Origin of the sequence: Nocardiopsis mangrovi (assembly GCF_042653925.1) — a bacterium.
Taxonomy (GTDB): Bacteria; Actinomycetota; Actinomycetes; order Streptosporangiales; family Streptosporangiaceae; genus Nocardiopsis_B; species Nocardiopsis_B mangrovi.
Window position 1 is genome coordinate 46,533 of the sequence record NZ_JBHSFQ010000033.1, and the last position, 26,661, is coordinate 73,193.

Genomic DNA, 26,661 nt, shown 5'->3' on the forward strand with positions numbered 1-26,661 from the left:
CGACCGCGTTCTCACGGTCCGCCATTGTCGCCGCGCCCCGGGGAGTGGAAGCGCCAGGCCGTGGGCGGAGGCGGCGTGCCCGGATGGTCAGCGGGCGGTCTGCGGCACCGGTTCGGGCGCCGGCTCCGGCAGGGCGGGGCCGCCGGTTCGGGGGACGCGCCCGGCGCGGATGCCGTTGGCGATGACCAGGACTTCGGCGAGTTCGTGGATGAGGATCACGGCGGCCAGGCCGAGTACGCCCAGGGCCGCGAGCGGGATGAGCACGAGCAGGATGCCCGCCGACAGGGCCAGGCTCTGGAGCATGATCCGCCGCGCTCGGCGGGCGTGGGCCAGCGCGCGGGGCAGGTTGCGCAGGTCAGCGCCCATGAGGGCGACGTCGGCGGTCTCGATGGCCACGTCGGTCCCCATGGCGCCCATGGCTATGCCGAGGTCGGCGGTGGCCAGCGCGGGGGCGTCGTTGATGCCGTCGCCGACCATGGCCACGGGGCCGCCCGCGCCGAGCTTCGTGACGATGGCGGCCTTGTCCTCCGGGCGGAGTCCGGCGTGCACCTCGGCGATGCCCGCCGTCAGGGCCAGGCCGTGTGCGGTGCGGGCGTTGTCGCCGGTGAGCATGGCCGTGCGCACGCCCTGGCGGTGCAGGTGCGCGATGGTCTCGGCGGCCTCGGGCCGGAGTTCGTCGCGGATCGCGATCGCACCGGCGAGCCGTCCGCCGGCTTCGACCAGGACGGTCGTCGCGCCCTGGCCCTGGAGGTCCGCCACTGCGGCGGCGAGCGGGCCGGGATCGATGTAGCCGGGGCGCCCCAGGCGCAGGACGGTCCCGTCCACGCTGCCGGTGAGCCCGCTGCCGGGAACGGCTTCCACCCCGGTGGCGGCCGGCACCGGGGGGTGGGCGGCGAGGATGGCGGCGGCCAGGGGGTGTTCGCTCCGGGCCTCCAGCGCGGCGGCGCGGGCCAGGACCTCGTCACGGGTCCACCCGGCGGCGGGGGCGACCGCGATCACGGCGGGCTCGTTGCGGGTGAGCGTGCCCGTCTTGTCGAGGGCGATGGTGCGGATCGTGCCGAACGCCTCCAGCGCCGCGCCGCCCTTGATGAGCACGCCGGAGCGGCTGGCCGCCCCGATGGCGGCCACAACGGTGACGGGGACGGAGATGGCGAAGGCACAGGGCGAGGCGGCGACCAGGACGACGAGGGCGCGCTCGATCCACACCCCGGGCTCACCCAAGACGCTGCCCAGGAGGGCGATCGCCGCGGCGGCGATGAGGACGCCCGGGACCAGGGGTCGGGCGATGCGAGCGGCCAAGCGCTGCCCAGCGCCCTTGCGCTCCTGCGCCTCTTCCACGATGTGGACCACGCGGGCGAGGGAGTTGTCGGCCACGCGGGCGGTCACCTCGACGTCCAGGACACCGCCGCCGTTGACCGTTCCCGCGTACACCGCGTCGCCTACGGCCGCCTCGACGGGAACCGATTCACCGGTGACCGCTGAGGTGTCCACCGCGGAGCGGCCCGAGCGCACGACGCCGTCGGTGGCGATCCGTTCGCCGGGCCGGACCACCAGCACGTCACCGGGCGAGAGTTCGGCCGGATCGACGACGGTCTCGCGGCCGTCGCGCACGACCGTCGCGCGGGCGGGGACCAGGGCCAGCAGGGAGCGCAGCCCGTGCCGGGTGCGGGCGACGGCGAAGTCCTCCAGCGCTTCGGCCAGGGAGAACAGGAAGGCGAGCATCGCGGCTTCGCCGACCTCGCCGAGCAGGACGGCGCCGGCCATGGCGACCGTCATGAGCGTTCCCACGCCGAGTCCGCCGCGTGCCAGGGCGCGCAGGGTGCCGGGGACGAACGTCCACCCGCCCGCCGCGATCGCGCCCGCGAACAGGACGTCGGCGACGGGGCCGGCGGCCAGGCCCGAGGCGAGCAGTCCGGCCAGCCACAGCAGCCCGGCCGCGCCTGCCCAGCGCGCCGCCGGTGAGCGCCACAACGGCCGCGGCGCCTGGGACGCGTCGGCGTCGGGAGCGGAGTCCGCACAGGTGGGGTCGTCGCAACCGGGCCTCCCGGGGGCCTGGGGCGCCTCGGGGGTCGGGACGGAGTCCGCCCAGGTGGGGTCGCCGCGACCGGCCGGATCCGCAGCAGGGGCCGCGACCGTGGGAGGGGGGGCGCAGCACTCGCAGGCGGGGGTGGCGGGAGCGGGCCGGGTCCGTAGGGGGATCGCCTTTCTGGGCGGGTCGTCCCCGCAGCACATGTCCGACACCGCTACTCCCCTTGAACCGCGGTCGGCGCGATCAGGGTGGCCAGCAGGGTCGTCCCGGTGTCGGTGAGCCGGTACATCACGAGCTTGCCGTCGCGCCGCGAGGCGGCGAGCCCGGCGATCCGCAACTGCCGCACGTGGTGGGACACCAGGTTCTTCGACGCACCGCACACCCACGCCAGATCGCACACGCACAGCTCGTCGCCGGCCTGTAGCGCGCTGGCGATCCGCAGCCGGGTGGGGTCGGCGAGCGCCTTCGCGCGCTCGGCCGCGGTCCGCGCCCGCTCCTCCGCGACCACCCGCAGACGCACGTCCTCCGCGTGGGGCAGATCCAGACACAACAACTCGCACTCATCGGAAGCCATACCAACAAACTAACGAACGTTGATGTGTTCGAGCAAGGGTCCCGTCAGGGGACATCAGCCGGGTCACCGGCAGGAGGCGTCACCGTTTCCCCGCTCCACGGCATGGCCGCCGCCCACCTCCTCACCCACGCGGACGGTCACGGGAGCACGCCTGGCGGTGGGGCCGGATATGACGGCCGGTCCTCCGACGGCGGGTGGGGCGGTGACGGGGGCGATGGGCGGAGACGGCGCCGGATGACCTCATCGCGCCAGTCCTCAACCGGCCAGCGGGCGGCGCCGACCAGCACCGCGTGCTTAGGCTCGGCGCATCCCACGGAGAGGACGACCCCCATGAACCGGATCCCCCGACGCGCCACCGCGGCCTTGGCCACGGCCCTGACCACCGCCGGTCTGCTCTTCGCGACCGCGGCACCCGCGCAGGCGTCGCCCCAGCAGTGCCGGGACTACCTGGTCTCTCAGGGCTACGTCGTCGGTGTGCAGTCACAGAGGGCCTGCAACATGCTGGCCGGGCAGAACCCGAACCGGGACCGGTGCCGGTCGATCCTCATCGGGCTGGGTGTGTACGAGAGCCACGCAAGGGCGGCGTGCAGCATTTCCCGCCCGTGACGACCGGCGATGGGAGTCCGGCACCGACAGGGTGCCGGACCTTGTGCCGTCAGTCGTCCTTGTCGTCCTTGTCGTCTTGGGCGTCGTCCGTCTCGGGTGCGGGTTCCGACTGCCCGGTGTCCTCGGGGTCGCCGGGTACGGATCCTCCGACGGCTGGGCCGCCGCCGCGGGCGGTGGGGGTGAGTGCGGGTGCCATGGGTCCTCTATGAATCCGCGGCCGGGCGGTGCCTAGAGGTTCGCCGTGGCCTCATCGCGCCAGTGTTCGACGAAGTGCGAGCGGGCGGGGCGCGGTCCACGGTGGAGCGACTTCCCCGGCACACGACCGTGGTGCTCCGGCACCGATCGCCGACCCGCGCCCGAGGGGCGCACGGTGTTGGGTAATGTTCCCCTCGTGAGCCACGCGAGGACCGTCCGCGATGCGCGCAACCCCCTGCGGGTGCTGCTGCTGTCGCTGATGGTGCTCGCCTACCTCGCCTGCTCCGTCTGCCACGCCACGATCGCCTCCGCCGACGGAGCCGGCTCCGGCGCACCGGAGGCCGCCACGACGGTGCCCGTGGACGCGGCGGCCCCGGACAACGGACCATCCGCTGCCGGCGACGGCGAGCGGCCGGTCTGTGAGAGCGCGTCCGCCTGTCACGTGGACCAGCGCGCGGCCGACAGCAAGATCCTCGCGCTCCTCGCCCTGGCGGGAACGCTCGCCGTCCTCTTCCAGGCCGCCCCGCCGCGGCCCCGCCTGTGGCACCGTCCGCGCACCGGCACCGCTGTGCTCGGCGGGACGCGGCTGCTGACCTCCCTGTGCGTCCGGAGGGTCTAGGCCGACCCCCCGGCAGTTCCGCGCGCTGACGCGCGGCTGCCCCCGGCCGCCCTTTCCGCCGCAACCGCGCCGCACCACGCCCCAGCGCCACCCGCGCCGAACGCGTGCCGCGTCCCCGCCCAGGTTGCGCGCCCCTCCCACGACCTGGATGTCACATGACCAAGAACCTCGCCATATCCATGGCCCTCGTCATCGCCGCCGTTGTCGGCATCGCCGTCCTCGCCTACTCCGTCGACAACCGGAACGCCCCCGCCGCCGGCGGCGGCGCGGACCCGACCGCCTCGTCCTCGACCGCACCCGAGGAGCTGCTCGTCCGGGAGAACAGCCACTACCTCAGCCGCGCCGACGACTCCCAGGTCACCGTGGTGGAGTTCCTCGACTTCGAATGCGAGGCGTGCCGCGCCCAATTCCCGATCATGGAGCGGCTCCGCGAGGAGTACGACGGCCGGATCAACCTGGTGATCCGCTACTTCCCGCTGCCGGGCCACACCAACTCCGAGCCCGCCGCACTCGCCGTGGAGGCGGCGGCCGAGCAGGACGCCCTGGAAGAGATGTACATCAAGATGTACGAGACCCAGGAGGAATGGGGCGAATCCCAGGACTCCCGGGTCGACGTCTTCGAGGGCTTCGCCGAGGAGCTCGGCCTCGACATGGACCGATTCCGCGCCACCGTCGCCGACCCGGCGACCCTGGACCGGGTGCGCGCCGACTTCGACGACGGCCGGCAGCTGGGCGTCCAGGGCACGCCCACGATCTACGTCAACGGGCGCCAGACCGAGTCCATGCCCACCTATGAGGCGCTCTCGCAGGCGATCGACGCGGAGCTGGAGCCGTGAGCGGAGCCCGCGTCGCGGAGCAGGCGGGCGGCACCGCTCCCGGTGCCGGCGTCCCCGTCATCGGCCGGGCGCTGCCCTGGGTCCTGACCCTCGGCGGCGCCATCGGCCTCGCCGCCGCCGCGGCCCTCCTCGTGGAGAAGATCCGCGTCCTCCAGGACCCCGGGCACGTGCCCTCGTGCAGCATCAACCCGGTACTGTCGTGCGGCACCTTGCACAACCTGCGGACGCGCGCCCTGCCGGCCGCAGCCGGCGTGCACCCGCTGCTGAACGCGCTCGCGCGCAACCACACCGTCGTGCCGACCGTGTGGGCGCTGGCGATCGCGGCCGCCATCACCCAGGCGTTCTGGACCTACTGGTCCACGCTGCTCTGAACACGCAGGCCCACCTGCGACGACGCGCCGCACCAGAGTCCCGCCGCCGAACACGCGGGGGCGGAGCCGCACGGCCCCGCCCCCGCGTCGTCTCCCTTGCCGGGTCAGACCCGGTCGACGGCCTCCGTCGGGGCTTCGGCACGGGGCTCCCAGCACTCCACGCCGTCGGCCGTGGGCAGCCGGTCGCGGGTGAAGACGGGGTCGGCGCCCTGCCGCTTCTGCTCCACGTAGTCCTTCAACAGCAGGAAGGCGATACCCCCGAGCGGGGCGATGGCGGCGAAGTTGATCAGCGCCATGACGCCCATGAGCACGTCGGCCAGCGTCCACACCAGGGTCAGCGGCGCGATGGCACCGAGCATCACCATGGCCAGCACCGCGACCCGGTAGCCGGTCATCATGGCGGGCTTGGCCGACAGGAACGCCAGGTTGGACTCGCCGTAGTAGTAGTTGCCCAGCACGGAGGTGAAGGCCAGCAGGAACAGGATGACGGTGAGCGCGTGGATCGCCCAGCCGCCCAGGTTGGCCTCAAGGGCGTTCTGGGTCATGGACGGACCCTGGTTCTCACCGTAGGTGGGGTCCGACAGCAGCACGATGAACGCGGTGGTGGAGCAGACGATCAGGGTGTCGAAGTAGACGCCCAGGGTCTGCACCAGGCCCTGCTTGACGGGGTGGCTCACCGCCGCGGTGGCACCGGCGTTGGGCGCCGACCCCAGGCCGGCCTCGTTGGAGAACATCCCGCGCCGCATGCCCTGGAGGATCGCGGTGCCCACGCCGCCCGAGACGATCTCGCGCAGGCCGAAGGCGCTGGCGAAGATGTCGGAGATGACCCCGGGGAGGCGTTCGATGTTCATCACCACGACGACCAGGCCGATGAGGATGTAGAGGCCGGCCATGATCGGCACCAGGGCCTCGGACACGTGCGCGATGCGCCGCACACCGCCGAAGATCACCAGGGCGGTCACGATGACCAGGCCGATGCCGATCCCCCAGTAGAGCCCTTGGCCGCCGTCGACCCCGAAAGCGGTCGCCGAGCCCACGAAGGCGTCGGCGATGCTGTTGGCCTGCACGGAGTTGAAGGCGAGTCCGAACGTCATGGTGATGACGACGGCGAAGAGGACGCCCATCCACGGCCGGCGCAGGCCGTAGCGCATGTAGTACGCGGGGCCGCCGCGGTAGCCGGTGGAGGTGCGGACCTTGTAGAGCTGGGCCAGCGTCGACTCGACGAACGCGGCGGCTCCGGTCACCAGGGCCATGGCCCACATCCAGAACACGGCGCCGGGTCCGCCGAGGGCGATGGCGGTGGCCACGCCCACGATGTTGCCGGTACCCACCCGGGCGGCGGCGGAGATGGCGAACGCCTGGAGGGAGGAGATCGCCTTCTTTCCGTCGGCCGCCACCTCCGGCTCGCCCTTGAGCACCCGGAGCATCTCCGGGAACAGCCTGATCTGGACCGCTTTCGAGCGGATCGTGAAATAGACGGCGATAATGACCAGCAGTGGAATGACGAGATAAGCCCACAACAAATCGTTCACGGCGATAAGGCCGTTGTTCAGTGCGTCCACTCGGGGGAAGCTCCTTCGGTGATCGCGCGGCCGCCCCCTGAGAGCGCCGCGGCGCGGTGGTGGTGTCCGTCCCTTCCGGTTCGCGGTCGGTCACGCCGCGGGCGCTCCTTGTGCCGGCGCCCGGGCATGCGGAATCGGTCGCCATCGTCCAGGGCCGGTGGCGACCGACACGTCAAGCGGCCCGACCTTAACACCGGATGAGGTGAAATAGGACACGTCGGTATAACGTGCGTATTGAGTGCCGGGAACACGGCCTCTTTTCCTTCGCGACCGGCGGCCCCCGGACCGCGCCGGCCGGTCGGGCGCGACCGGGATCCGGTGCTCGGCCCCTCATCCGTCCGCGGTGCTCCGGGCGGGGCGGACGTCGCGGCGGACGACGTATACGGCGGCCGCCACCACGAGCAGCAGCAGGACCAGGCCCGCCCAGACCATGCCCTCGCCCACCGCCATCTCGCCGGCCTCCGCCCCCGGAGTCCGGCCGCCGTCGCGGCCGGTGAAAGTGACACCGAGCAGCACCACGACGCCGATGGCGACGGCGATCCGGCCGCCCAGCCGGGCCGCGGCGGGCAGCGGCCGGGGACGGGTCGCCGGGTCGCGCAGCCGCAGGCGCTCGCTCGGCCGCGCGGGGGCCAGCAGCCGGGCGAGCAACAGCGCCGCGACGGGCACCTGGAGCGCCCACACGATGGTGCGGAACCAGCCGTCGAACCAGACGTTGGTGCCGTACAGCAGGGTGTGCCAGACGCTCAGCACGTAGACGACCAGGATGAACCGGTGCAGGACCCGCCACAGCCGCGCCCCGGTCCGCGCCCGGAAGTAGTAGGCGAGACCGAGCGGGATCGCCAGGTAGAACGCGATCAGCCCGAGCAGGATCGCCACCTGGCCGGTCCCGGTGGCGTACCCGCCGGGGACGAAGACGTCGACGAACGCCGAGACCAGCAGGTCGGCGCGGCCGAGCCCCTCCTCGTTCTGCCGGACCAGCTCGGCGAAGAACATGAACGCGTGGGCGAACATCAGGCCGATCGTGGTCAGGCTGGTCGTGCGGTGCCAGCGTTCGATGCGGGCGTGGCCGACCGGCATCCGGCTCCACCGGCTACTGGAGCGGAGCAGTCCGAACAGGGTGGTGATCCACGCCCACAGCATCGCCGACCAGCCGAATGCCTGGCACAGCCAGTACATCCAGTACTCGTCCGCGTCGGCGAGGAAGGGCATCACGTCCAGGGTCATCGACGTCCCGGCGTCGACGCGGACGTAGAGCACGGCGTAGATCACCGCGGTGACGACGAGCGCCGCGGTCGCATCGGGCACCGCGGACCGGAGGTCGGCTTTCAGCCCCGCCCAGTCCGTCCGGGGTCGGGGGCGGTTCCGGGCAGCGGACTGAGGGGTGCGCTGGGGGGTGGGGGTGGTCTCGGGGGATTGGTCCATGAGGGCGTTCCGCTTCCTGTGCATTTATCGCTATAAAGCACTAAAAGACCAGAATTTGAATACCCGCCCGTATTCGGCCGCAACCCACCGCGCACGGAGACCGTCGCGCGGTGATGGGGCTTCGCGGGCAGGGCGTGTCCTCGTCGGCACGATCGGCCGTGGCACCGCTTCGGCGGTCACGGCCTTCGCCGGTCGGGAAATGGTCAGCCGTCGAACAGCGTCTCGCCGATGAACCCGCCCTCGGCGCAGCCGGGCGGGATCGCGAACACGGCCGACCCGATGGGGCTGATCCACTCGTTGAGCAGATCGAGCTCGTCGAGGCGCCGTTGGATCGGTACGAACTGCCGGTCGACGTCGGCCTGGTAGGACACGAAGACCAGCCCGGCGTCCTGGTCCTCGGCGCCGGTGGCCGCGAGGTCGTAGTTGTAGGCGCGGCGGAAGATCCGCTCGGCCGGGTCCTCGGAACGGGCGCGGCGGATATGGGCGTACTCGGCGATCCGGGGGAAGCCGAGCGGGGTGAGCGCGGCGAAGTCGGGTTCATCGTGCTCGTCGTCTCCCGTCAGGGGCGCGCCGTCGGACAGCCGGCGGCCCACCGAGTCCTCGCGTCCGGGCCGGTCCAGCCGGTCCCATGTGTCCAGGTCCATGGCGATCCTGCGGACCACCGCTCCCGTGCCCCCGCGCAGCCAGTCCGGGGCGTCGCTCCCGTTCCACACCAGCCGGTCGAAGTCCTCGGTGCCGGGCTCGGGGTTGACGGTCCCGTCGACCTGCCCCATGAGGTTGCGCATGGTCGTCCCGCCCGCCTCGGACCCGTAGGCGCGGCGGAACCCGTCCTGGACCCAGCGGACGGCTCCGAAGGCGCGGACGTCCTTGGCCAGCATCCGCGCCGCGTGTGCGACGGTCAGCGGGTCGTCCGCGCAGATCTGGAGCAGGAGGTCACCGCCACTCCACTCCTCCCGCAACCGGTCGGTGGCGAACTCCGGCAGCGGTCGCAGCCACGCGGGCACGGCCGCAGGGGAGGCGCGCTCGACCAGGCCGGGACCGAATCCGAAGGTGACCGTCAACCGCGCGGGTACCACGGCGAGCTCGGGTTCGGAGTCGGCCAGCGCGGCCCGCCCCTGGGTGAGTTTCGCGGCGTCATCGCTGAGCAGCCCGAGCAGTCGGCGGGCCGCCTCCGCGTCGGCGTCGTCGTCGAGGTCGACCGCGACGAACTTCGCGTGGGCCTGAGGGGGCGTCTCGATCCCCGCCTGGCGGGCCCCGTGGAAGGGGACGGTCTCCTCTCCGTTGAGCCGGACGCCCCCGGCGGGGTCCGCCGGCGCGGTGAAGCGTCCGCTGATGAGCGCGTCGGCCCCCACCAGGGCCGCCGCACCGGCTCCGGCGGCGGCACCGCCGAGGAGGAGCCGCCGCGTCAGCGGCGCCCGTTGCGGCGGCGGGGATCCGGTCGCGCGCTCGGGCGCCATCATCCACCCGCCGTGTCGTGTCCGGAGCCGCCGTCGTAGTTCTCGTTGGCGCCCTCGTAGTCCTTCACCGGGGCGGTGAACTCCGCCGCGGAGCCGTCGGCGAACTCCAGCTCGATGCCGACCTCGCCGCCGGGGTCGAGGTCCCGGCCGAGGTCCATCAGCATGATGTGATCGGCTCCGGGCTCCAGGACGTGGGTGCCGCCGGAGGGGATGGCGAAGCCGCCGTCCTTCTCCCGCATGACACTGTTGCCGTCGTCGCCGGTGACGACTTCGTGCAGCTCCACCATTCCCGCCACCGACGACGAGGCGGCGACGACGGTGACCTCCCCGCCCGACGTGTTGCCCAGTGCGCCGAAGGCCCCGGTCATCCCCTCGTCCTGGGACACCGCCTTGATCCAGGCGTCCTCGATCTCGAAGGAGTCGGCCTGCGTCCCGCCGGCCGCGGGCTCGCCGGTCGCGCCGTCCTGTTCGCCCGGATCCTGTCCCGCGCAGCCGGTGACCGCCAGGCAGGCGGCGACGGCCAGGGCGGCCGGTGCGGTGAATGCGTGCTTCGTCTCGTTCATGGGATCCGTCTTCTCGGTTCTCTCGGGTGGTGTCGACAAGGGCGAAGGGGGCCGCGCGGGGCCGGATCGGGAAGGCGTCATGGCGGCGGGGGCTTCGGCCGGGAGCGCCGGGCGGTGAGGGCGGTGGCGATCAGGTACACGGCGAGCCCCGCCCCCGCTCCGGCCGAAGCCGGCAGCAGTGTGCGGGGGACGCCCGGGGTCCCGTCCGGTACCGGGGGGCGCGCCGCGACGGCGGGCTCGGAGGCGTCGTCGGCCGGCTCCGCGGATGCCGGTGCGAGGGCGGGCGGGACGGCCGCCGCGTCGCCTGCGGTGAAGGTGAAGCTCCCGCTGATGGGGTGGCCGTCGCTGGAGACCACCCGCCAGCGGACCGCGTACCCGCCGTCCGGCAGATCCTCAGGGAGCCGCCGGGCCACCTCCGGCCCGTCGATGGCGACGGCGCCGTCGGCCACCTGCCGGGAGTCACCGTCCAGAACGGCGACCGCCGCGCCGATGTCCAGGACACTGCCGCTGAACGTCAGCACGATCTCGGACGGAGCCGTGTCGAGATCGGTGCCGTCCTCCGGCGTCGACGACAGCAACCGGTCGTGTGCCCACGCGGGTGTCCCTGCCGCGAGCACGCCCGCGGCGGCACACACGGCCACCGCGAGGGCACCCGCGCCGAACCTCGTGAACGTCCGCGTGCCGCCCGCCCGATGTCGATCCGCCGTCCGCACGATCGCTCCTCCGTCCCGCCGGGTCCGATTCCGTCCGCGATGCGGGCCGCACGCGGACGAGGGTCCGGCCGACATGGGGAGTCGGGCTGGAGGGCGGGACGGTTCCCGCGACATTTCCGCCGCAGGGTGATTCACGCCACAACCGGGCGCGGCGTCGCCCACCCCGCGGTGGGGACGGCCGATCCGGCGGACGCCGGGTCCCGGGCGTCCAGGAGGGCCGGCTTCGGGGCTCCGCCCCGCGGGAGCACGCGCGCGGCGCGCGGTGGCGACGGGCTTGCGGCCTCGCGCACGCCGGACGCGGTGGAGGTGGGCGCGCCCGTTCGGCACAGGGCCCGCGCGGCGACGGAGAGCGCGCCGTCCGCCGGCGCGCGGCAGGCGGTGCCCGGCCGCATGAACGCGATCGATATGTACACGCGTACGCGTTTGTGCGTACGGTTGTCCCCATGGTGTCTGATGCCGATGGCCGCTCGATGCGCGACCGGATGCTCGCCGGCGACCTCTACCTCGCCGATGATCCGGAACTACTGGAGCACCATCTGCGGGCCCTGGACCTGGTCGACGCGTTCAACGCGACCTCGGCCCGCGATCCGCGGAAGCGGATCCGCCTGCTCACCGAACTGCTCGGCGCCATCGGCGAGGACACGGTGATCATGCCGCCCTTGCGGGTCGACTACGGAAGCCACATCCGCATCGGGGCCCGATCGTTCGCCAACTTCGGTCTCATCGCGTTGGACGTCGCGCCGATCACCATCGGCGACGACGTGCAGATGGGGACCAACGTGCAGCTCCTGACGCCGACCCACCCGGTCGATCCGGAGCCCCGCCGGGCGAAGTGGGAGGCCGCGAAGCCGATCACCATCGGCGACAACGTGTGGCTGGGCAGCGGGGCGATCGTCCTGCCCGGGGTCACCATCGGGGAGAACACCGTCGTCGGCGCCGGCGCGGTGGTCACCCGCGACCTCCCTGCCGATGTCGTCGCCGCCGGCAACCCGTGCCGGGTGATCCGGACCATCGAACCCGAGGCGTGATCGTCCCCCTCCCCCGGCTGCCGCCCGCGCCGGGAAGGACGAGCCGTCCACCGCTTCTCACGCTGGACTCCGCCTGCCCCCGCCCCCGCCCTCCGACCGGAATCCCAGGTCCCCCGCCCGAACGCTCCCTCCGGCCGGCCGCTCCGCCGAACCCCGTCCGCGTCGTGACCGGGAAGCCGTCCCGGGCGACCATCGCGATGAACGGCTTATCCCGCTCAACGCCGGGCACGAGACCACGGCCACCATGATCGGCCTGGGCACCCCCGCCCTGCTGGAGAACCTCTTCGCGCACCCCGCCGCGGTCGTCGGCCTCCCGCACCGGCGTCCCGCCACCACGCTCGCCCGACCCGCCTCCCATGGTGCAAGCACGAACCCCGCAGCGGCGCCCCGGGGTCCGCACGGGGTGCCCTCGGCGGGCTCGGCTCAAGGCCGCGTCCCGTGCTCCGAAGGGCGCGGGCCGCACCCGTGGCGGCGGGCGCGGCCGGCGGTGCGGCCCCGGCGGCCTCGCTGAGCACGGACGACCCACACACGAAACCGCGTCTTCCCGTCGATCCTTCCGTGATCAAAAAGCCCTAGCGTGGAAACGTTTCCACGCAAAGGGGGACGATTGGTCACGATCAAGGACGTCGCGGCGCGGGCGGGGGTGTCGCTCGGCACCGCCTCGCGCGTGCTCAGCGGCGGCGCCCACACGTCGGCCGACTCCCGTTCGCGGGTCCTCGCGGCGGCCGCCGAGCTGAACTACATCGCGCACGGACCCGCGCGGTCGCTGCGGCGCGCCAAGACCGACGTGCTCGGCCTGCTGGTGTCGGACATCCGCAACCCGTTCTTCTCCGAGCTCGCGCACGCGGCCGAGCGGGAGGCGCGCCGCCTCGGCTACACGGTCCTGCTGGCCAACTCCGACGAGGACGCCGCCCAGGAGGCCGCGCTCCTCCGCGCGTTCGCGTCCCAGCGGATCGACGGCTTCCTGCTGGCCCCGCAGGGCGGCGACTCCTCCGCGCTCCGGGGCCTGCTCGGCGGTGGGATGCCGCTGGTGTGCGTGGACCGCACGGTCCGGGGATCGGAAGCGCCCACGATCGCGCCGGACAACGCCGGCGGGGTGGCCCTCGTCCTCGAGTGGCTGCGCGGCCGCGGCCACCGCGAAGTCGCCTTCGTCGGGGGTCCGGCGACCATCTCCACCGGTGCCGAGCGGCGCGACGCCTACCTGTCCCGGCGCGCGGAGCACGGCATCTCGACGGATCCCGCGCTCGTCGACGAGGGCGACTTCCAGGCCGACAGCGGCGCCGCGGCGATGCGGCGCATCCTCGGCCGCGGTATGCGGCCCACCGCCGTGTTCGGCGCCGACGGCCTCATGACGCTCGGGGCGGTCCGGGCGCTGCGCGCCGAGCTCGGCGACGCGGCGCGCGGCGTCGAACTCGTCTCCTTCGACGACCTCGACTGGTTCGCCCTCACCGACCCGCCGGTCTCCGCGGTCCGCACCGACGCCTCGACGATCGGCCGCCTCGGCATCGCCGCGCTCGTCGACCTCATCAACGGCCGCGCTGCGGTGTCGCAGCGCGTGCCGTCGGCCTTCATCGACCGGGCGGGACCCGCTCGGGCGACCGCGCCGCCGCTCTCCCCGCCCACCCGGCGGGGCCGCGGCCGCACACCGGCCTCGCGGCCGGACGCCCCGCGGTGACCCGCCGCGGGGCAACCGCCCACCTCTCCCGTCACACCGCGGCGGGGCGGATCCGCCCCGCCGCGCACGTCCGAAGGAGCACCACATGAGAGTCGCGCTCGGCGCCGACCACGCCGGCTTCCCCCTCAAGGACGCGGTCCGCACGGCGGTGGAGGCCCTCGGCCACACCGTCGTCGACCGCGGCACGCACAGCACCGACCCGGTCGACTTCCCCGACATCACCCAGGAGACCTGCGCACCCGTACTCGACGGCACCGCCGACCGCGCGATCCTCGTGTGCGGGACCGGCGCCGGGGCGATCATGGCCGCCAACAAGATCCCCGGTATCCGGTGCGGCCTCGCCCATGAGCCGTACTCGGCGCACCAGGCCGTCGAGCACGACGACGCCAACGTCATCGCGATGGGCGCCTGGCTGGTCCCCCACGCACTCGTCGCCGACATCGTGCGCGAGTTCCTCGACGCGACGTTCGACGACGACGAGGACACCCGCCGCCGCGTCGCCAAGCTCAACGCCCTCGACCACCTCACCCCCGGCAACTGAACCGCCGGACCGGCCCGATCAAAGGGGATCCCCGTGTCATCACCACCCGCCGAGGCCATCCGGCGCTCGCCACTCGGCTCGAAGGACCGCAACAAGACCGCCATCGCCGCGGCCGTGGGCACCAGCGTCGAGAACTACGACTTCATCGCCTACGGCACCGCCTCCGCGCTCTACTTCGGCGCGGTGTTCTTCCCCGAGAGCGACCCGTTCGTCGGGACGCTGCTCTCGTTCGCCACCCTCGCCGTCGGATTCGTCATGCGCCCGCTGGGCGGGGCGATCGGCGGGTACCTCGGGGACAGGTTCGGACGCAAGCCCGTGCTCGTCGGCGCCATGATCGTGATGGGCGTGGCGACCTTCCTCATCGGCCTGCTGCCGACCTACGGCCAGATCGGCGTGCTCGCCCCGATCCTGCTCACCATCATCCGCATGGTGCAGGGCCTCGCCTTCGGCGCGGAATGGGGCGGCGCCATCACGATGGCCTACGAGCACGCGCCATGGCACCGGCGCGGGATGTACGCGGCCATCCCGCAATCGGGCAACCCCCTGGGCATCGCGCTCGCCAGCGGGATGTTCGCGCTCAGCGCCGGCCTCGACGGCGACTGGGCCTGGCGCGCCCCGTTCCTGCTCAGCGCGATCCTCGTCATCGTGGCGCTCATCGTGCGCTCCCGGCTCTCGGAGTCGCCGGAGTTCCGGGAGGCCCAGGCGTCAGGGAAGACCGAGCGGAACCCGTTCCTGGCGACGCTCCGCAACGACTGGCGCGGCATCCTCCGCGTCATCTCACTGCGCATCGTCGAGTCGTTCGCCTACTACTCCACGGCGACCTACCTGCTCAACTACCTCACCGAACGCGACCCGTCGCTGCGGCCGGTCGCCCTCGGCGCGATCACCGCCGCGAGCATCACGGCGATCTTCGTGACGTTCCTCGCGGGGGTCCTCACCGACCGGATCGGCCGGCGCCCGATCTACATCGGCGCGTGTATCGCCGCGATCCTGTTCGCGTTCCCGATGTACCTGCTCACCAATGACGGCCGGCCCGCGTTCGTCGTCGCCGTGTTCATCATCGGCATCGGGTTCATCCACGCCGCCCTCACGGGCACCCAGGGGTCGCTGCTCACCGAGCAGTTCCACACCGCGACCCGCACCTCCGGCGCCTCGCTGGGCTACCAGGTCGCGGCGGCCCTCGGCGGCTTCGCCCCGCTGCTCGCCGCGGCGCTCGTGGGCGCCTTCGGCTGGCCGGGCGCCGCCCTGCTGTACATGGGCGCCGCCGTCATCGGCCTCGCCGGCATCCTCCTCACCCGGGAGACCTGGGGCCGCGCGGAACGCGCACGCGTCCTCGCTCTCGTCGACGCCGAACGCGACCGCTGACCCGGCGCGCGTCCCGCGGGCGGCGGGGGCACCACCCCCCGCCGCCCGCGGCCGTTGCCGGCGGCGCGGCCACGGCGCCGCCCGGCCGTCCGGCGGCGGTGCCGTTCAGACGCGGGCCGAGGTAGATCGCATCGCCGTGCTCGACCGCCTGCGCGTACCCGTGATCCTCTTCGCAGGCGACACCGAAGCCCTCGGCCCGGCGTGCGCGTCCCCTGATGATGCTCCGATCACCGATAGCGGATTCCGTTGCGACCGCTGCGACGCCATCGGCCGGGGACCGGCGCGGAACAGGCGATTCCATGCCGTTTTCCGAAAGGATCGTGCCGGCACCGGAACCCGGACGGGATCGGCCTCGCGATCGAAACGGAAATGACTCATGAGGGGAAATGGATTTCCGATCCGGAAATGACGGGAGAACCGTCGCGATCCTTGCGGTGCCGCGTTTTCATACGCTGGACGCCGGCATCGCGGCGCACGTACTCGGCCGGCACCCGGGTGACCGGACATCGTGTGCGCGGACCGCGCTTGCGAGCCGGCCGGTGACGCGGGCGACGGGTCGTCGCCCATCGACGCGTCGGCGGGCGGCGCGCCGATCCACCCGCTCTCCGATATCGCGGACGCCGATATCGTCGTGGTCCCGGGCTGCGACGACCCGCACCTGCCCGTGCCGGACGACCATCCGACCGCGCTGCGGGCGTGCGCCGAGCGGGACGCCCGCCGGGGCGGTGGTCACTCCGCGGCGGGCAGGGGGCGGACGGTGAGGATCTGCTGCGCGTGCCCGACGGCGCCGGCGACGTCGTGCAGAACGGTGCTGGTGATGCCCTGGCCGGTCGGTCCGAAGGTCACCGAGGTATCGAGGCCGACCCAGCGGCCCTCCGGCCGGCGGTGGAGGTGGATCGTCAGGTCGACGTTGGGGAACATCCACGCGGTGGGCGGCTGCCGTGCGGCGACGCCGTTCGCGGTGTCGACGAGCGCGATGAAGGAGGCCAGCGGGCCGGCGTCCTCTCCGGCGACGAGGCCGACGCGGGAGGAGAGCCAGGCCGTCGCCCGGCCCGGACGCGGGGCCGAGACCGGGCGGATGTCCAGGGAGGCGATGTACCCGCCGGGCCACACGGGGGTCAGTGCCACGGGCGCCAGCTCGTCGGGCGGGGTGAGCGCCTCGGGTGCGCCGCCGGCGACGGCGGTGGTGTCGAAGGGGCCGAGGAGCCACGCCCGCGCCCGCACCACGGGGCGCTCGGCGATGAGCACGACGGCTTCGACCAGTTCGATGGTGCGGCCGGGCCGGATCGTCGCCACGCGGATCTCGCATTCGGCGAGCGTGGGGCGCCCGAGGATGTCGTAGGAGATCCGGGACAGCATCCGGCCGTCGTCGGGACGCCCGGCGAGATAGCGGTCGATGGCGTGTGCGATGAGGCCGCCGAGCGGGCTGAAGTGCTGCTCATCGGGGTCCCACGCGCCACCGGCGTGCGAGGTGGGCACATAGCGGTTCTCGCCGACGGGCTCGTAGTAACTACCGGTGTCCAACGGTGCCGGCCTCTCTGATCGATGGGCGGGATTACGCGGCGGGCGGGAAAGAAGGGCGGAGGGGAGAGCGCGGTACACGCCGGCGCGCGGCGACCGCAGGCGGCGGTGCGCTCGGCGAGGGTCCGTCGTCGGCCGAGGCGCGCCCCGCGAGGCGGCTCTCCGATCCCGGCGCCGATCGGACGCGCCCGCCTCCGGCCCATCCGCCGCCCCTGCACCGGCACCGCTGCGAAGCCGCCCGCCAACGACGTACCCCCAGTATCGCGAACAGCACCCGGAACAGGGGTGCCGCCCCCGCCTCGCGTTCAGCCCCCCAGCGCGTCGGGGTCCAGGCGGCGGAAGATCGGGGCCGGGACGCCGATGGTTCCACCCGCGCCGGTCAACTGGGCGGTGATCTTCTCCGCCGCCGCCGGGAGGAACGGCCCGAGAAGGCGCGCCAGCAGCCGGCCCGTCACGACCAGCTCCGCCAGCACCCCGTCGAGCGCTCGGGTGCTCGTGCCCCGTTCCCGCTCCGCCCTGGCCGGCGCCCACGGGGCATACGCCTCCACAGCGCGGTTTCCGGCGCCGGCGAGATCGGTGACGGCGCGGGCGGCGGCGCGGAAGTCCGCGACCGCCAACGCCCGGTGGACGTCGGCGCTCGCCTGCCGCCGCGCGTGCGCCAGGATAGCCCCGGGCCCGGCCCCGTCCCCATCGACGATGGCGGGAACGGCACCGCTCCGGTACCTCGTGACCATGGCGGCCGTGCGGTGGACGAGGTTGCCGACGTTGTTGGCCAGGTCTTCGTTGTAGCGGCCGATCAGCCTGCGGTCGCCGTAGTCGGTGTCATCGGAGGGCGCGACGTCGCGCAGCAGCCACCACCGCAGCGCGTCCGGGCCGAACCGGCGGGCCAGCTCCGCCGGGTCGGCCCCGGTTCCCGCCGACTTGCTGATCTTGCGCCCGTTCTCCGTCAGGTAGTCGTGGACGAGGATCTCCGTCGGGGGCCGCAGCCCGGCGGAGAGCAGCAGGGCCGGCCAGTGGACCGCGTGGAAGCGGACGATGCCCTTGCCGACCACGTGGACGCGCTCGTCCGCCCGCGTCCACCAGTGCGTGAACGCCGCGTCGTCGGTGCCGTAGCCCGGACCGGTGATGTAGTTGGCCAGGGCGTCGAACCAGACGTAGACCACCTGCTCCGGGTCCCCCGGAACCGGGATCCCCCAGCCCCGTGCACGTTCCCGGCCGCGCGAGACGCTGATGTCCGCCAGGCCGGAGTCGATGAACGCCAGCACCTCGCGCTTGCGCTTCTCTGGACGGACCCTGAGCGTGTCGCCGGCGATCAGCCCGCGCAGCCTGTCCTGGTAGCGGCTGAGGCGGAAGAACCAGTTCTCCTCCTCGACGTGCTCCGGCGGCCACCCGTGCTCGGGACAGAGCCCGCCGGCGAGTTCGGCACGTGTGTAGAACTGCTCGCAGGCGGTGCAGTACCGGCCGCTGTAGCTCCCGCGGTAGAGGTCGCCGCGATCGGCGCAGGCGGTCCACAGCTTCTCCACACCGGGCCGGTGGCGGGGGTCCGAACCGGTCTGGACGGAATCGGTGAAGGACAGTTCCAGCGGCTCGCGGAGGTCGAGGAAGGCGCGGGCGGCCCGGGCGACGTACTCGCGGGTTCCGATACCCGCGGCCTCGGCGCTGTGGACACTCTTCAGGGAGTTGTCGTCGGTTCCCGTCTGCGAGCGGACCTCGTCGCCGAGCAGGCGGCGGTAGCGCGCGAGGGTGTCCGCCTGGACGAGCTCCAGGGCGTGGCCGATGTGCGGCCGTCCGTTGACGTAGGGGATCGCGGTGGTGACGTGGTACCGGCTCATGCGGGACCTTCCCGGCCCGCGCCGGCGCCCGCGTTCGGAAGACCCGGCGTGGGCCTTCCGTGGGTATCGGGTTTCAGAGCATGCACGGGAGGCCGGATGGCATCATCATCCGGCTCATCACGGCGACCGTGCGCACCTGCTGCATGCCGCAATTGTAGGCGGGCGGCCGGGCCGGCCGGGGGTATTTTCCGCCGTCACTCGCTGTGCCGTCCCCTGTGCGCCATGGCACAATATGGGAGCGCTCCCAGAATCCGATGCCCCCGCTATCTCTGGAGAGACCATGACCACGACATTCCCGACGCGGCGCCGCTGGTGGCTCGCCGTGCCCGCCGTCGTTCTGGGCGGTTCGCTGGTGGGCGTTCCGGCCGCCGGCGCCGATCCGGGCTCCCCCTCCGTTCCGGCGGCGGACGCCAGGGCGGCGGACTGGCCGGACGCCCCCGACGGGTTCGCGTCCACCGGCGGCGGTACCACCGGCGGTGCGGCGGGCGAGACCGTGACCGTCACCGATTACGCGGGCCTGGTGCGCTACGCCACCGCCGACGAGCCCTATGTCATCCGGGTCGACGGGCAGATCAGGGTCGAACCGCTGGGCACCGAGGTCCGCGTGGCCTCCGACAAGACGATCATCGGGGCCGGCGCCGACGCCCACATCGTCGGCGGCGGCTTCTTCCTGAACGAGGTCTCCAACGTCATCATCCGCAACCTCACCATCCGCGACACCCGCATGCCCGACGACGATCCGGGCGACGACGCCTACGACTACGACGGCATCCAAATGGACGGCGCGGACCACGTCTGGATCGACCACAACCGCATCGAGCGGATGAACGACGGCCTGATCGACAGCCGCGAGGACACCACCGACCTCACCGTGTCCTGGAACATCCTCAACGAGGGCAACAAGTCGTTCGGGATCGGCTGGACCGACAACGTCACCGCCCGCATGACCATCCACCACAACCTGGTGAGCGACACCAACTCGCGCAACCCGAGCATCGACAACGTCGCCATGGCGCACCTGTACAACAACCACCTGCGCGACACCGGCAGCGGCAACTGGTCCCGGGGTTCCTCGAACACCGTGATCGAGAACAGCTACTTCCAGGACGTCGAGGACCCCTACTACAAGGACGCGGACGCCTCGCTCGTCCAGAGGGGCAGCATCGTGGTCGACAGCGACGGCCGGCGGGAGACCGGCGGCAGCGCCTTCGACCCGGGCGCCCACTACTCCTACACCCTCGACCCCGCGGACGACGTCCCCGCGTTGCTGGACGACGGCGCCGGGCCGCAGGCCGACATCGGCGTCTGAACCCGTTCTCCGGCCGGCCGCGCGGTGTCAGCGGGGCCGGCCCCGGGGTGGTAGCGAATCCGGTCGGGGGCATCCGCCAGGCCGGCCGCGCGGATGCCCCCGACCGTGGGCGGGGGCATCCGCGTCTCCGGCCCCATCGCCGTTCCGGCTCCCGCTCCGCCTCCGGTTCCGGCCCGTGTCAATACCGCGTATGGATGGCTGCGGCTCCCTGGATTCCCCCGGCCCGCGGCGTAGATTCGACGGTGGAAGGGCCATCGATGCGCGAACGCACGGATACCACCGGGGCGCCCCCCGGCGGCGCACGGGTCGAGGGGTGAGCGCGATGCACGTGGTCGGCCTGACGGAGATCGACGCCGGCATGATCGGCCTCGTGGGCGGCAAGGCCGCCGGGCTGGGCGAGATGGTGCGGGCCGGGGAGCGCGTCCCGCCCGGGTTCTGCCTGACCACCGATGCCCACAAGGACGGCGTCGTCCCCGAACGGGAACTGGCGGCGGCCTACGAGAGGCTGGGCGGCGGCCGGGTCGCCGTCCGCTCCAGCGCCACCGCCGAGGACCTGCCCGAGGCCAGCTTCGCCGGGCAGCAGGACACCGTGCTCGGCGTCGAGGGCCTGGCGGATCTGGTGGCCGCGGTACGGCGGTGCTGGGAGTCGCTGGACTCCGAGCGCGCCGTGTCCTACCGGAACACCCACGGGATCGACCGCGGCCAGGCGTACATGGCGGTCGTGGTGCAGCGGATGGTCGAGGCGGACACCGCCGGGGTGCTGTTCACCGCCGACCCGCTCAGCGGCAGCCGGTCGGTCATGGTCGCCGACGCCGTGCGCGGGCCGGGCACCGCGGTGGTCGACGGCAGCGCCATACCCGACCACTACACCGTGGGCCCCGGCGGAGTCGACGGCCCTGACGACGGGTGCCTGTCCCGCGACCAGGTGGCGGAGCTGCGCGCCGCGGGCGAGCGCCTCCAGCGGCATTTCGGCTCCCCCCAGGACGCCGAATGGGCCTACGACGCCCACGGCGTGCTGTGGCTGCTCCAGTCCCGGCCGATCACGACCCTGTTCCCGCTGCCCGACGACGGGCACCTGCCCGGGCCCCGCGCCTACCTGGAGATCGGCCACATGCAGGGGCTGCTGCGCCCCATCACCCCGATGGGCCTGTCCATGCTGGGGCTGATCACGGGCGAGTGGATGGGCGCCTACATGAAGAGCCGCGGGCCCGGCGGCGTGACCTCCCCCTTCATGGTCGGCGTCGGCGGACGCCTATACGCCGACCTCACCGACCTCCTGCGCAGCGCCTCGGTCCGGTCGCGCGTCCCCGCCGCGATGGACGTCTACGGTCCCCGGGCCAAAACGGCCGTGGCGGCCCTCCTGAAGGACCCGCGCTTCTCCCCCCGGCGCGGTGTGCCGTTCAGCGTCGGGCCGATGGCGGGTCTGGTCGTGCGGTGGGCCCCGTCCGCGCTGACCGGTATCGGCGGCGCGATCGCACGGCCGGCGGCGGCCCGCGAGAAGGCGTTCGCCGCGGTGAGGCGGCTCCGGGAGCAGTCCGCCTCCCCGCTGCCGCCCGACGCTCCCCCCTCCGCGCGCCTGCGGTTCATCGAGGGCGACACCCTCAAGGACGCGCTGTTCCAGGGCATCGCCGACATGCTGTGGCCGATGTGCACCGGCATCCTCCTCGGCGTCCTCCCCTCGTCGCTCCTCAAGGGCGTCGCCACCGGCGCGGAGGCCGAGACGGTCCTGGGCGGCATGCCGCACAACGTCACCACCGAGATGGACCTGGAGCTGTGGCGGATGGCGTCCCGGGCCGCCGGGCACCGCGACCTGTTCGCGGGCACCCCGCCCGAAGAGCTCGCGGCGAGGTTCCGGGCCGGGACCCTGCCCGATATCGGGATGCGGTCGTTCCTCGGCGTCTACGGGCACCGGGCGGCGGCCGAGGTCGACATCGGCGTGCCGCGGTGGGGCGACGACCCCACTCCGCTGTTCGGCACGATCGCCAACTACCTGCGGGTGGACGACCCCGACCAGGCGCCCGACCAGCGGTTCGCCCGCGCCGCCGCGCGTGCCGAGACGGTGATCGGCGAGCTGGACCGGCGCGTGCGCCGGAGACGGTCGGTCCGCGGCCGGCTGGGGGTGTTCCTCATGCGCCGGTCGCGCGAGCTGACGGGCCTGCGCGAGCTGGCCAAGTTCGCCTGGCTCCTGCCCTTCCACCAGATGCGGCGGCAGCTGGTGCTCATCGGTGAGGAGCTGGCCGGCCGCGGTCTGCTGGAGCGGGCCGGCGACGTCATGTTCCTCGAACTGGGCGAGGTGCGCGCGGCGGTCGAGGACGGCGCCGACCACCGGGACCTGGTCGCCGGGCGCAGAGCCGCCTACCAGCGGGAGCTGCGCCGCCCGCAGGTGCCGGGCCTGCTGCTGTCGGACGGCACCGACGTCGAGTCGCTGCTGCCCGCTCCCGCGCCGGTGGAGGGCGCGATGGCGGGGCTGGCCGCGGCACCGGGGCGGGCCACCGGCCGGGCACGGGTGGTGCGCGATCCGGCCGGAGCGCACCTGGAACCGGGCGAGATCCTGGTGGCCCCCACCACCGACCCCGGGTGGACGCCGCTGTTCATGACAGCGGCGGGGCTGGTCACCGAGACCGGGTCGCCGATCGCGCACGGCCCGACGGTCGCCCGCGAGTACGGCATCCCCGCGGTGATCTGCCTGCGCGACGCCACCCGGCGGATCAAGGACGGCGACCTCATCACGGTCGACGGTACGGCCGGCACGGTCACACCCGAGCCCGAAGCCGAAGCGGAGAAGGCGGCAGAGGCGACGGCCGACGCCGCGACGGGCGCTCCGGACGCCCGGGCGTAGGAGACCTCCGCACCGCCCGGGCAGGCCGGCCGCCGGCGGTGTCCGGCCACCCCCTCAGCGCTGATCCCGCGCCGGCCCCCACTGCCGCGCCCGGCCGGTCGCCGCGCCGTGTGGCCGACCCCGCGGTGGCCGGACGTCGGCGCGGCGGCGCCCGTCGTGCCGGACCCCGCACAATTCCACTGAAACACATTTGTCATTTTTGTAACACGTTTGTCATTATAGAAAATATCTATAATGACCAGCAGGTATCGATATAGGTCGCATTTTCCCAGGCATTGAACTTGTGCGCGGATGTACACCAGTATCAATCGACGTGCGCCCCATGATCGGCGTTTGACAATTCCACAGAAAATGCGAAACCGGATCGCACACCGCCCGAGGGGCCCTACGAGAATTCAACCCCTCCGCCCGGGCGAAGGCATGGAAAACGGGGAAATCTCAGATCCGGCGACCATCCAGAGAGGCACAGACTCATGTATCCGCGACCAGGCCGCGTTCTGGCACCCTCCCTCGCGGCGCTCAGCGTTCTGACCGTCGCCGCGTGCACCCAACCCGAGGGGGGCTTCGGCGCCGGCGGCGGGGGCGAAACGGAGATCACCCTGGTGGAGCAGCCGTGGGAAGACCTGATGGTCGAGAACGCGATCGTCAGCCGGGTCCTGGAGGAGCTCGGATACAGCGTCAGCATCGAGGAGCTCTCCGTCCCGCTCGGCGCCCAGGCGCTGGCCAGCGGGGACGCCGACGCCTACCTCGGCAACTGGTGGCCGAGCCAGGAGGAGGTCTTCGCCGAGTACATCGACGACGGCAGCGTGGAGGTCCTCGGCACGCTCGTCACGGGAACGTCCTATGAGCCCGCCGTCCCCCGGTACGTCGCCGACGAGCTCGACGTGACGTCGCTCGCCGACCTCGCACCCAACGCGGCGGAGTTCGACAACGAGTTCCTCGGGATCGAGCCCGGGACGCCGGGCAACCAGAGCATCCAGGACGCCATCGGCGACGACGCCTACGGCCTCGGCGACTGGAACCTCCTGGAGTCGAGCACCCCGGCGATGCTCGCCGAGGTCGAGCAGCGGGTCGACAACGAGGAGCCGGTCGTCTTCCTCGCCTGGGAACCGCACTGGATGAACGTCGAGTGGGACCTCGTCTACCTCGACGACCCCGAGGACGCCTGGCCCGGCGCCGGCGAGATCCGGGTCGCCACCCGCGAGGCGTTCGAGTCCGACAACCCGAACGTGGCGCGGCTGCTGTCCCAGATGGAGGTGGACTCCGACACCGCCTCCGACTGGGTCCACGCGGTGAGCCAGGAGAACACGTCCGCCGAGGACGTCGCCGCCGCCTGGATCGCGGACAACCCCGACGTGGTCGACACCTGGCTGGAGGGCGTCGAGACCGTCGACGGCGAGCCCGCGGAGGCCCCCCGTGATTGAGGCGCGGCATCTCACGAAGGTCTTCGACCTCCCGCCGGCGCGGGCGGGGCGGATCCTGGACGCCCCGGCCGACCGCGCCCGCGCGGTGCGGGAGGCCGGCGGTGTCCTCGCCGTCGACGACGTGTCCTTCTCGGTGGACAAGGGCGAGCTCTTCGTCATCATGGGCCTGTCCGGGTCGGGCAAGTCCACCGTCATCCGGATGATCAACCGCCTGGTGGCGCCGAGCGCCGGGAGCGTCGTGTACGACGGGGCCGACGTCGGCGGCATGACCCCGCGGGAGCTGCGCGAGCTTCGGAACCGGCGCGTCGGCATGGTCTTCCAGCACTTCGCGCTCTTCCCGCACCGCACCGTCCGGGAGAACGCCGCCTACGGCCTGAAGGCCCGCGGCGTGCCCAAGCGCGAGCGGCTGCGCCGCGCCGACCGCGCCCTGGAGCAGGTGGGGCTCGGCCGGCGGGGCGACGCCTACCCCGACGAGTTCAGCGGGGGGATGAAGCAGCGTGTCGGGCTCGCCCGCGCCCTGACGACGGACCCCGACGTCCTCATCATGGACGAGCCGTTCAGCGCGCTCGACCCGCTCACCCGCCGCTCGATGCAGGAGCAACTGCTCGAACTGCAACGGGACTTCCGCAAGACCATCATCTTCGTGACGCACGACCTCAACGAGGCGATGCGCCTCGGCGACCGGATCATGGTCATGCGCAACGGCCGGATCGTCCAGCTGGGCACCGGGCCCGAGATCATCTCGCAGCCGGCGGACGCCTACGTCGAGGACTTCGTCTCCGACGTCGACCGCACACGCGTCCTCACGGCGGGAACGGTCATGCAGCCCCCGTGGGTCACCGCGGCCGTCGGCGACGACCCGGCGGCGGTGCTCGGCCGGCTGCGGGAATCCCCGGGCCACGGCGTCTACGTCACCGCCCCCGACGGCGGGATCGCCGGTGTCGCCACCGACGCGCTGCTGTCCGAAGCGGTCGCCGGAAACCGCGCCGACCTGGAGAGCTGCCTCGGCGGCGGCTACACCGCGGTCCCCGACGACGCCCCCCTGATCGAGTTCTGCCATCGCGCGGGCGGGCACCCCGTGCCGCTCGCGGTCGTGGACCGCGACAAGCGGCTGGTCGGCGTCGTCCCCAGGGCCCGCGTCCTGGACGCCATCGCCTCCACCCCCAAGGACGTGAACGAGCATGCCTAGGATCCCCGTCGGCGCGGCGATCGAATCCGCGCTGCAGTGGCTGGTGGACAACGTCGGCGGCTTCTTCGACGGCGTCGCCGCGGTGCTGCTGTTCGCCGTCAACGCCGTCTACACGGCTCTCGCCTCCCTGATGCCGTTCGCGCTGATCGCGGTCTTCGCGCTGCTGGCCGCCGTCGCGGTCCGCAGCATCGCCCTGACCGCGTTCACGGTGCTGGCGTTCCTGCTCGTGGACGGCATGCAGCTGTGGACGGAGACGCTGGAGACCCTGGCGGTCGTCATCATCGCCGCGCTCATGTCGATCGCCGTCGGCGTCCCGATCGGGATCCTGGCCGCGAACAGCCCGCGGGTGAGCTTCTACGTCCGGCCGGTCCTCGACTTCATGCAGACCCTGCCGGTCTTCGTCTACCTCGTGCCGTCGGTCTTCTTCTTCGGCATCGGAGTCGTCCCCGGAATCGTCGCCACAACGGTGTTCGCCATACCGCCGGCGGTCCGCCTCACCGAGCTGGGCATACGCCAGGTCGACGCCGAGATCGTGGAGGCGGCGCGCGCGTTCGGGCCGCGCCCCGGGCAGGTGCTGCGCGAGGTCCAGCTGCCGCTGGCGCTGCCGTCCATCATGACCGGCGTCAACCAGGTGATCATGCTCGCGCTGTCGATGGTGGTCGTCGCCGGCATGGTCGGCGCCGAGGGGCTGGGCGGGGTCGTCGTCAGCGGCGTCACCCAGTTCAACATCGGCGTCGCGTTCGAGGGGGGCATCGCCGTGGTCATCCTCGCCATCTACCTCGACCGGGTGACCAGCGCCCTCGGCCGGTCCCGTGGATCCGGCCGCCGCGCACGTGCCGCCCTCGACGCGCTGCTCGGCCGGCGCGGCCGGGCGGAGGCGACGGAGGCGGCGGCCCCGGAACCCGAGCGCGCCGTCGCCTGACGCCCGCGCCGCGGCCGCGTCCGGGATCCGCCGCGGCCGTGCCGCCGCCCGTCCGGCGACGGCACGGCC

23 protein-coding genes are annotated in these 26,661 nt (G+C 72.9%); 13 read left to right on the forward strand and 10 right to left on the reverse strand.

Annotated elements, in window-relative coordinates; translation table 11 throughout:
* Positions 1–87: 87 nt before the first annotated feature.
* Complete coding sequence (locus ACFO4E_RS25270; RefSeq protein ID WP_378578919.1) at positions 88–2,241, reverse strand: heavy metal translocating P-type ATPase; 2,154 nt, start codon at positions 2,239–2,241, stop codon at positions 88–90.
* A gap of 2 nt (positions 2,242–2,243) precedes the next feature.
* A complete protein-coding gene (locus tag ACFO4E_RS25275) occupies positions 2,244–2,603 on the reverse strand; it encodes an ArsR/SmtB family transcription factor (RefSeq protein WP_378578920.1) in 360 nt (119 codons plus the stop codon).
* A gap of 330 nt (positions 2,604–2,933) precedes the next feature.
* Here ACFO4E_RS25275 and ACFO4E_RS25280 point away from each other — a divergent pair, with 330 nt between their 5' ends.
* The gene (locus ACFO4E_RS25280) at positions 2,934–3,209 is read left to right on the forward strand and encodes a hypothetical protein (RefSeq protein ID WP_378578922.1); all 276 of its coding nucleotides are present in this window, start codon (positions 2,934–2,936) and stop codon (positions 3,207–3,209) included.
* A gap of 49 nt (positions 3,210–3,258) precedes the next feature.
* On the opposite strand, the gene ACFO4E_RS25285 is transcribed toward ACFO4E_RS25280, so the two are convergent.
* The gene (locus ACFO4E_RS25285; RefSeq protein ID WP_378578923.1) at positions 3,259–3,405 is read right to left on the reverse strand and encodes a hypothetical protein; all 147 of its coding nucleotides are present in this window, start codon (positions 3,403–3,405) and stop codon (positions 3,259–3,261) included.
* 195 nt (positions 3,406–3,600) lie between these two features.
* Here ACFO4E_RS25285 and ACFO4E_RS25290 point away from each other — a divergent pair, with 195 nt between their 5' ends.
* The 3 genes from ACFO4E_RS25290 to ACFO4E_RS25300 all read left to right on the forward strand — a co-directional run bounded on the left by ACFO4E_RS25290 (position 3,601) and on the right by ACFO4E_RS25300 (position 5,230).
* The gene (locus ACFO4E_RS25290) at positions 3,601–4,023 is read left to right on the forward strand and encodes a hypothetical protein (protein ID WP_378578924.1); all 423 of its coding nucleotides are present in this window, start codon (positions 3,601–3,603) and stop codon (positions 4,021–4,023) included.
* 155 nt (positions 4,024–4,178) lie between these two features.
* Positions 4,179–4,859, forward strand: coding sequence for a DsbA family protein (locus ACFO4E_RS25295; RefSeq protein ID WP_378578926.1), 681 nt, complete (start codon positions 4,179–4,181; stop codon positions 4,857–4,859).
* Positions 4,856–5,230: a vitamin K epoxide reductase family protein gene (locus tag ACFO4E_RS25300; RefSeq protein ID WP_378578927.1), complete on the forward strand. Its 375-nt coding sequence runs from the start codon at positions 4,856–4,858 to the stop codon at positions 5,228–5,230. The genes ACFO4E_RS25295 and ACFO4E_RS25300 overlap by 4 nt, the downstream gene beginning before the upstream one ends.
* A gap of 104 nt (positions 5,231–5,334) precedes the next feature.
* On the opposite strand, the gene ACFO4E_RS25305 is transcribed toward ACFO4E_RS25300, so the two are convergent.
* From ACFO4E_RS25305 to ACFO4E_RS25325, 5 genes are all read right to left on the reverse strand, one after another.
* Positions 5,335–6,792, reverse strand: a complete 1,458-nt coding sequence (locus ACFO4E_RS25305; RefSeq protein WP_378578929.1) for an alanine/glycine:cation symporter family protein — start codon at positions 6,790–6,792, stop codon at positions 5,335–5,337.
* Between the two features lie 330 nt (positions 6,793–7,122).
* Positions 7,123–8,214: a ferric reductase-like transmembrane domain-containing protein gene (locus tag ACFO4E_RS25310; protein ID WP_378578932.1), complete on the reverse strand. Its 1,092-nt coding sequence runs from the start codon at positions 8,212–8,214 to the stop codon at positions 7,123–7,125.
* Positions 8,215–8,417: 203 nt separating this feature from the next.
* Complete coding sequence (locus ACFO4E_RS25315) at positions 8,418–9,674, reverse strand: Dyp-type peroxidase (RefSeq protein ID WP_378578934.1); 1,257 nt, start codon at positions 9,672–9,674, stop codon at positions 8,418–8,420.
* Positions 9,671–10,234 carry a copper chaperone PCu(A)C gene (locus ACFO4E_RS25320; protein WP_378578935.1) on the reverse strand — a complete coding sequence of 188 codons (564 nt, stop codon included), beginning with the start codon at positions 10,232–10,234 and terminating at the stop codon, positions 9,671–9,673. The genes ACFO4E_RS25315 and ACFO4E_RS25320 overlap by 4 nt, the downstream gene beginning before the upstream one ends.
* A gap of 77 nt (positions 10,235–10,311) precedes the next feature.
* Positions 10,312–10,947, reverse strand: coding sequence for a copper resistance CopC family protein (locus ACFO4E_RS25325; protein ID WP_378578938.1), 636 nt, complete (start codon positions 10,945–10,947; stop codon positions 10,312–10,314).
* Positions 10,948–11,390: 443 nt separating this feature from the next.
* Between ACFO4E_RS25325 and ACFO4E_RS25330 the strand changes: the two genes are divergently transcribed.
* The 4 genes from ACFO4E_RS25330 to ACFO4E_RS25345 all read left to right on the forward strand — a co-directional run bounded on the left by ACFO4E_RS25330 (position 11,391) and on the right by ACFO4E_RS25345 (position 15,556).
* Positions 11,391–11,975: a sugar O-acetyltransferase gene (locus ACFO4E_RS25330; RefSeq protein WP_378578939.1), complete on the forward strand. Its 585-nt coding sequence runs from the start codon at positions 11,391–11,393 to the stop codon at positions 11,973–11,975.
* Between the two features lie 607 nt (positions 11,976–12,582).
* Positions 12,583–13,650, forward strand: a complete 1,068-nt coding sequence (locus ACFO4E_RS25335) for a LacI family DNA-binding transcriptional regulator (RefSeq protein WP_378578941.1) — start codon at positions 12,583–12,585, stop codon at positions 13,648–13,650.
* Positions 13,651–13,735: 85 nt separating this feature from the next.
* Positions 13,736–14,191 (forward strand): RpiB/LacA/LacB family sugar-phosphate isomerase, encoded by a 456-nt coding sequence (locus ACFO4E_RS25340; RefSeq protein WP_378578942.1) that lies wholly within the window; start codon positions 13,736–13,738, stop codon positions 14,189–14,191.
* A gap of 33 nt (positions 14,192–14,224) precedes the next feature.
* Entirely contained in the window at positions 14,225–15,556 is a 1,332-nt protein-coding gene (locus tag ACFO4E_RS25345; RefSeq protein ID WP_378578943.1) for an MFS transporter, read from the forward strand.
* 729 nt (positions 15,557–16,285) lie between these two features.
* Here ACFO4E_RS25345 and ACFO4E_RS25350 read toward each other — a convergent pair.
* Together ACFO4E_RS25350 and metG are read right to left on the reverse strand one after the other, a co-directional pair.
* Positions 16,286–17,080 carry a thioesterase family protein gene (locus tag ACFO4E_RS25350; RefSeq protein ID WP_378578945.1) on the reverse strand — a complete coding sequence of 265 codons (795 nt, stop codon included), beginning with the start codon at positions 17,078–17,080 and terminating at the stop codon, positions 16,286–16,288.
* 302 nt (positions 17,081–17,382) lie between these two features.
* On the reverse strand, positions 17,383–18,909 hold the full coding sequence (metG, locus tag ACFO4E_RS25355) for a methionine--tRNA ligase (RefSeq protein WP_378578946.1): 1,527 nt from the start codon (positions 18,907–18,909) through the stop codon (positions 17,383–17,385).
* A 280-nt stretch (positions 18,910–19,189) separates the two neighbouring features.
* On the opposite strand from metG, the gene ACFO4E_RS25360 reads away from it, so the two are divergent.
* From ACFO4E_RS25360 to ACFO4E_RS25380, 5 genes are all read left to right on the forward strand, one after another.
* Positions 19,190–20,218 (forward strand): pectate lyase family protein, encoded by a 1,029-nt coding sequence (locus tag ACFO4E_RS25360; RefSeq protein ID WP_378578948.1) that lies wholly within the window; start codon positions 19,190–19,192, stop codon positions 20,216–20,218.
* 322 nt (positions 20,219–20,540) lie between these two features.
* The gene (locus ACFO4E_RS25365; protein WP_378578954.1) at positions 20,541–23,057 is read left to right on the forward strand and encodes a PEP/pyruvate-binding domain-containing protein; all 2,517 of its coding nucleotides are present in this window, start codon (positions 20,541–20,543) and stop codon (positions 23,055–23,057) included.
* 473 nt (positions 23,058–23,530) lie between these two features.
* Positions 23,531–24,481 carry an ABC transporter substrate-binding protein gene (locus ACFO4E_RS25370; protein ID WP_378578949.1) on the forward strand — a complete coding sequence of 317 codons (951 nt, stop codon included), beginning with the start codon at positions 23,531–23,533 and terminating at the stop codon, positions 24,479–24,481.
* The gene (locus ACFO4E_RS25375; protein ID WP_378578950.1) at positions 24,474–25,670 is read left to right on the forward strand and encodes a quaternary amine ABC transporter ATP-binding protein; all 1,197 of its coding nucleotides are present in this window, start codon (positions 24,474–24,476) and stop codon (positions 25,668–25,670) included. The genes ACFO4E_RS25370 and ACFO4E_RS25375 overlap by 8 nt, the downstream gene beginning before the upstream one ends.
* Positions 25,663–26,592, forward strand: a complete 930-nt coding sequence (locus ACFO4E_RS25380) for an ABC transporter permease (protein ID WP_378578951.1) — start codon at positions 25,663–25,665, stop codon at positions 26,590–26,592. Before ACFO4E_RS25375 ends, ACFO4E_RS25380 begins: the two co-directional genes overlap by 8 nt.
* Positions 26,593–26,661 lie beyond the last annotated feature (69 nt).

What these genes read in the sequence shown, in the direction of transcription:
- ACFO4E_RS25340 (WP_378578942.1), top strand. Translation starts at nt 13,736, where the DNA reads ATGAGAGTCGCGCTCGGCGCCGACCACGCCGGCTTCCCCCTCAAGGAC.
- ACFO4E_RS25330 (WP_378578939.1), top strand. Translation starts at nt 11,391, where the DNA reads ATGGTGTCTGATGCCGATGGCCGCTCGATGCGCGACCGGATGCTCGCC.
- ACFO4E_RS25380 (WP_378578951.1), top strand. Translation starts at nt 25,663, where the DNA reads ATGCCTAGGATCCCCGTCGGCGCGGCGATCGAATCCGCGCTGCAGTGG.
- ACFO4E_RS25280 (WP_378578922.1), top strand. Translation starts at nt 2,934, where the DNA reads ATGAACCGGATCCCCCGACGCGCCACCGCGGCCTTGGCCACGGCCCTG.
- ACFO4E_RS25320 (WP_378578935.1), bottom strand. Translation starts at nt 10,234, where the DNA reads ATGAACGAGACGAAGCACGCATTCACCGCACCGGCCGCCCTGGCCGTC.
- ACFO4E_RS25360 (WP_378578948.1), top strand. Translation starts at nt 19,190, where the DNA reads ATGACCACGACATTCCCGACGCGGCGCCGCTGGTGGCTCGCCGTGCCC.
- ACFO4E_RS25275 (WP_378578920.1), bottom strand. Translation starts at nt 2,603, where the DNA reads ATGGCTTCCGATGAGTGCGAGTTGTTGTGTCTGGATCTGCCCCACGCG.
- metG (WP_378578946.1), bottom strand. Translation starts at nt 18,909, where the DNA reads ATGAGCCGGTACCACGTCACCACCGCGATCCCCTACGTCAACGGACGG.
- ACFO4E_RS25310 (WP_378578932.1), bottom strand. Translation starts at nt 8,214, where the DNA reads ATGGACCAATCCCCCGAGACCACCCCCACCCCCCAGCGCACCCCTCAG.
- ACFO4E_RS25365 (WP_378578954.1), top strand. Translation starts at nt 20,541, where the DNA reads ATGCACGTGGTCGGCCTGACGGAGATCGACGCCGGCATGATCGGCCTC.
- ACFO4E_RS25315 (WP_378578934.1), bottom strand. Translation starts at nt 9,674, where the DNA reads ATGATGGCGCCCGAGCGCGCGACCGGATCCCCGCCGCCGCAACGGGCG.
- ACFO4E_RS25285 (WP_378578923.1), bottom strand. Translation starts at nt 3,405, where the DNA reads ATGGCACCCGCACTCACCCCCACCGCCCGCGGCGGCGGCCCAGCCGTC.
- ACFO4E_RS25295 (WP_378578926.1), top strand. Translation starts at nt 4,179, where the DNA reads ATGACCAAGAACCTCGCCATATCCATGGCCCTCGTCATCGCCGCCGTT.
- ACFO4E_RS25370 (WP_378578949.1), top strand. Translation starts at nt 23,531, where the DNA reads ATGTATCCGCGACCAGGCCGCGTTCTGGCACCCTCCCTCGCGGCGCTC.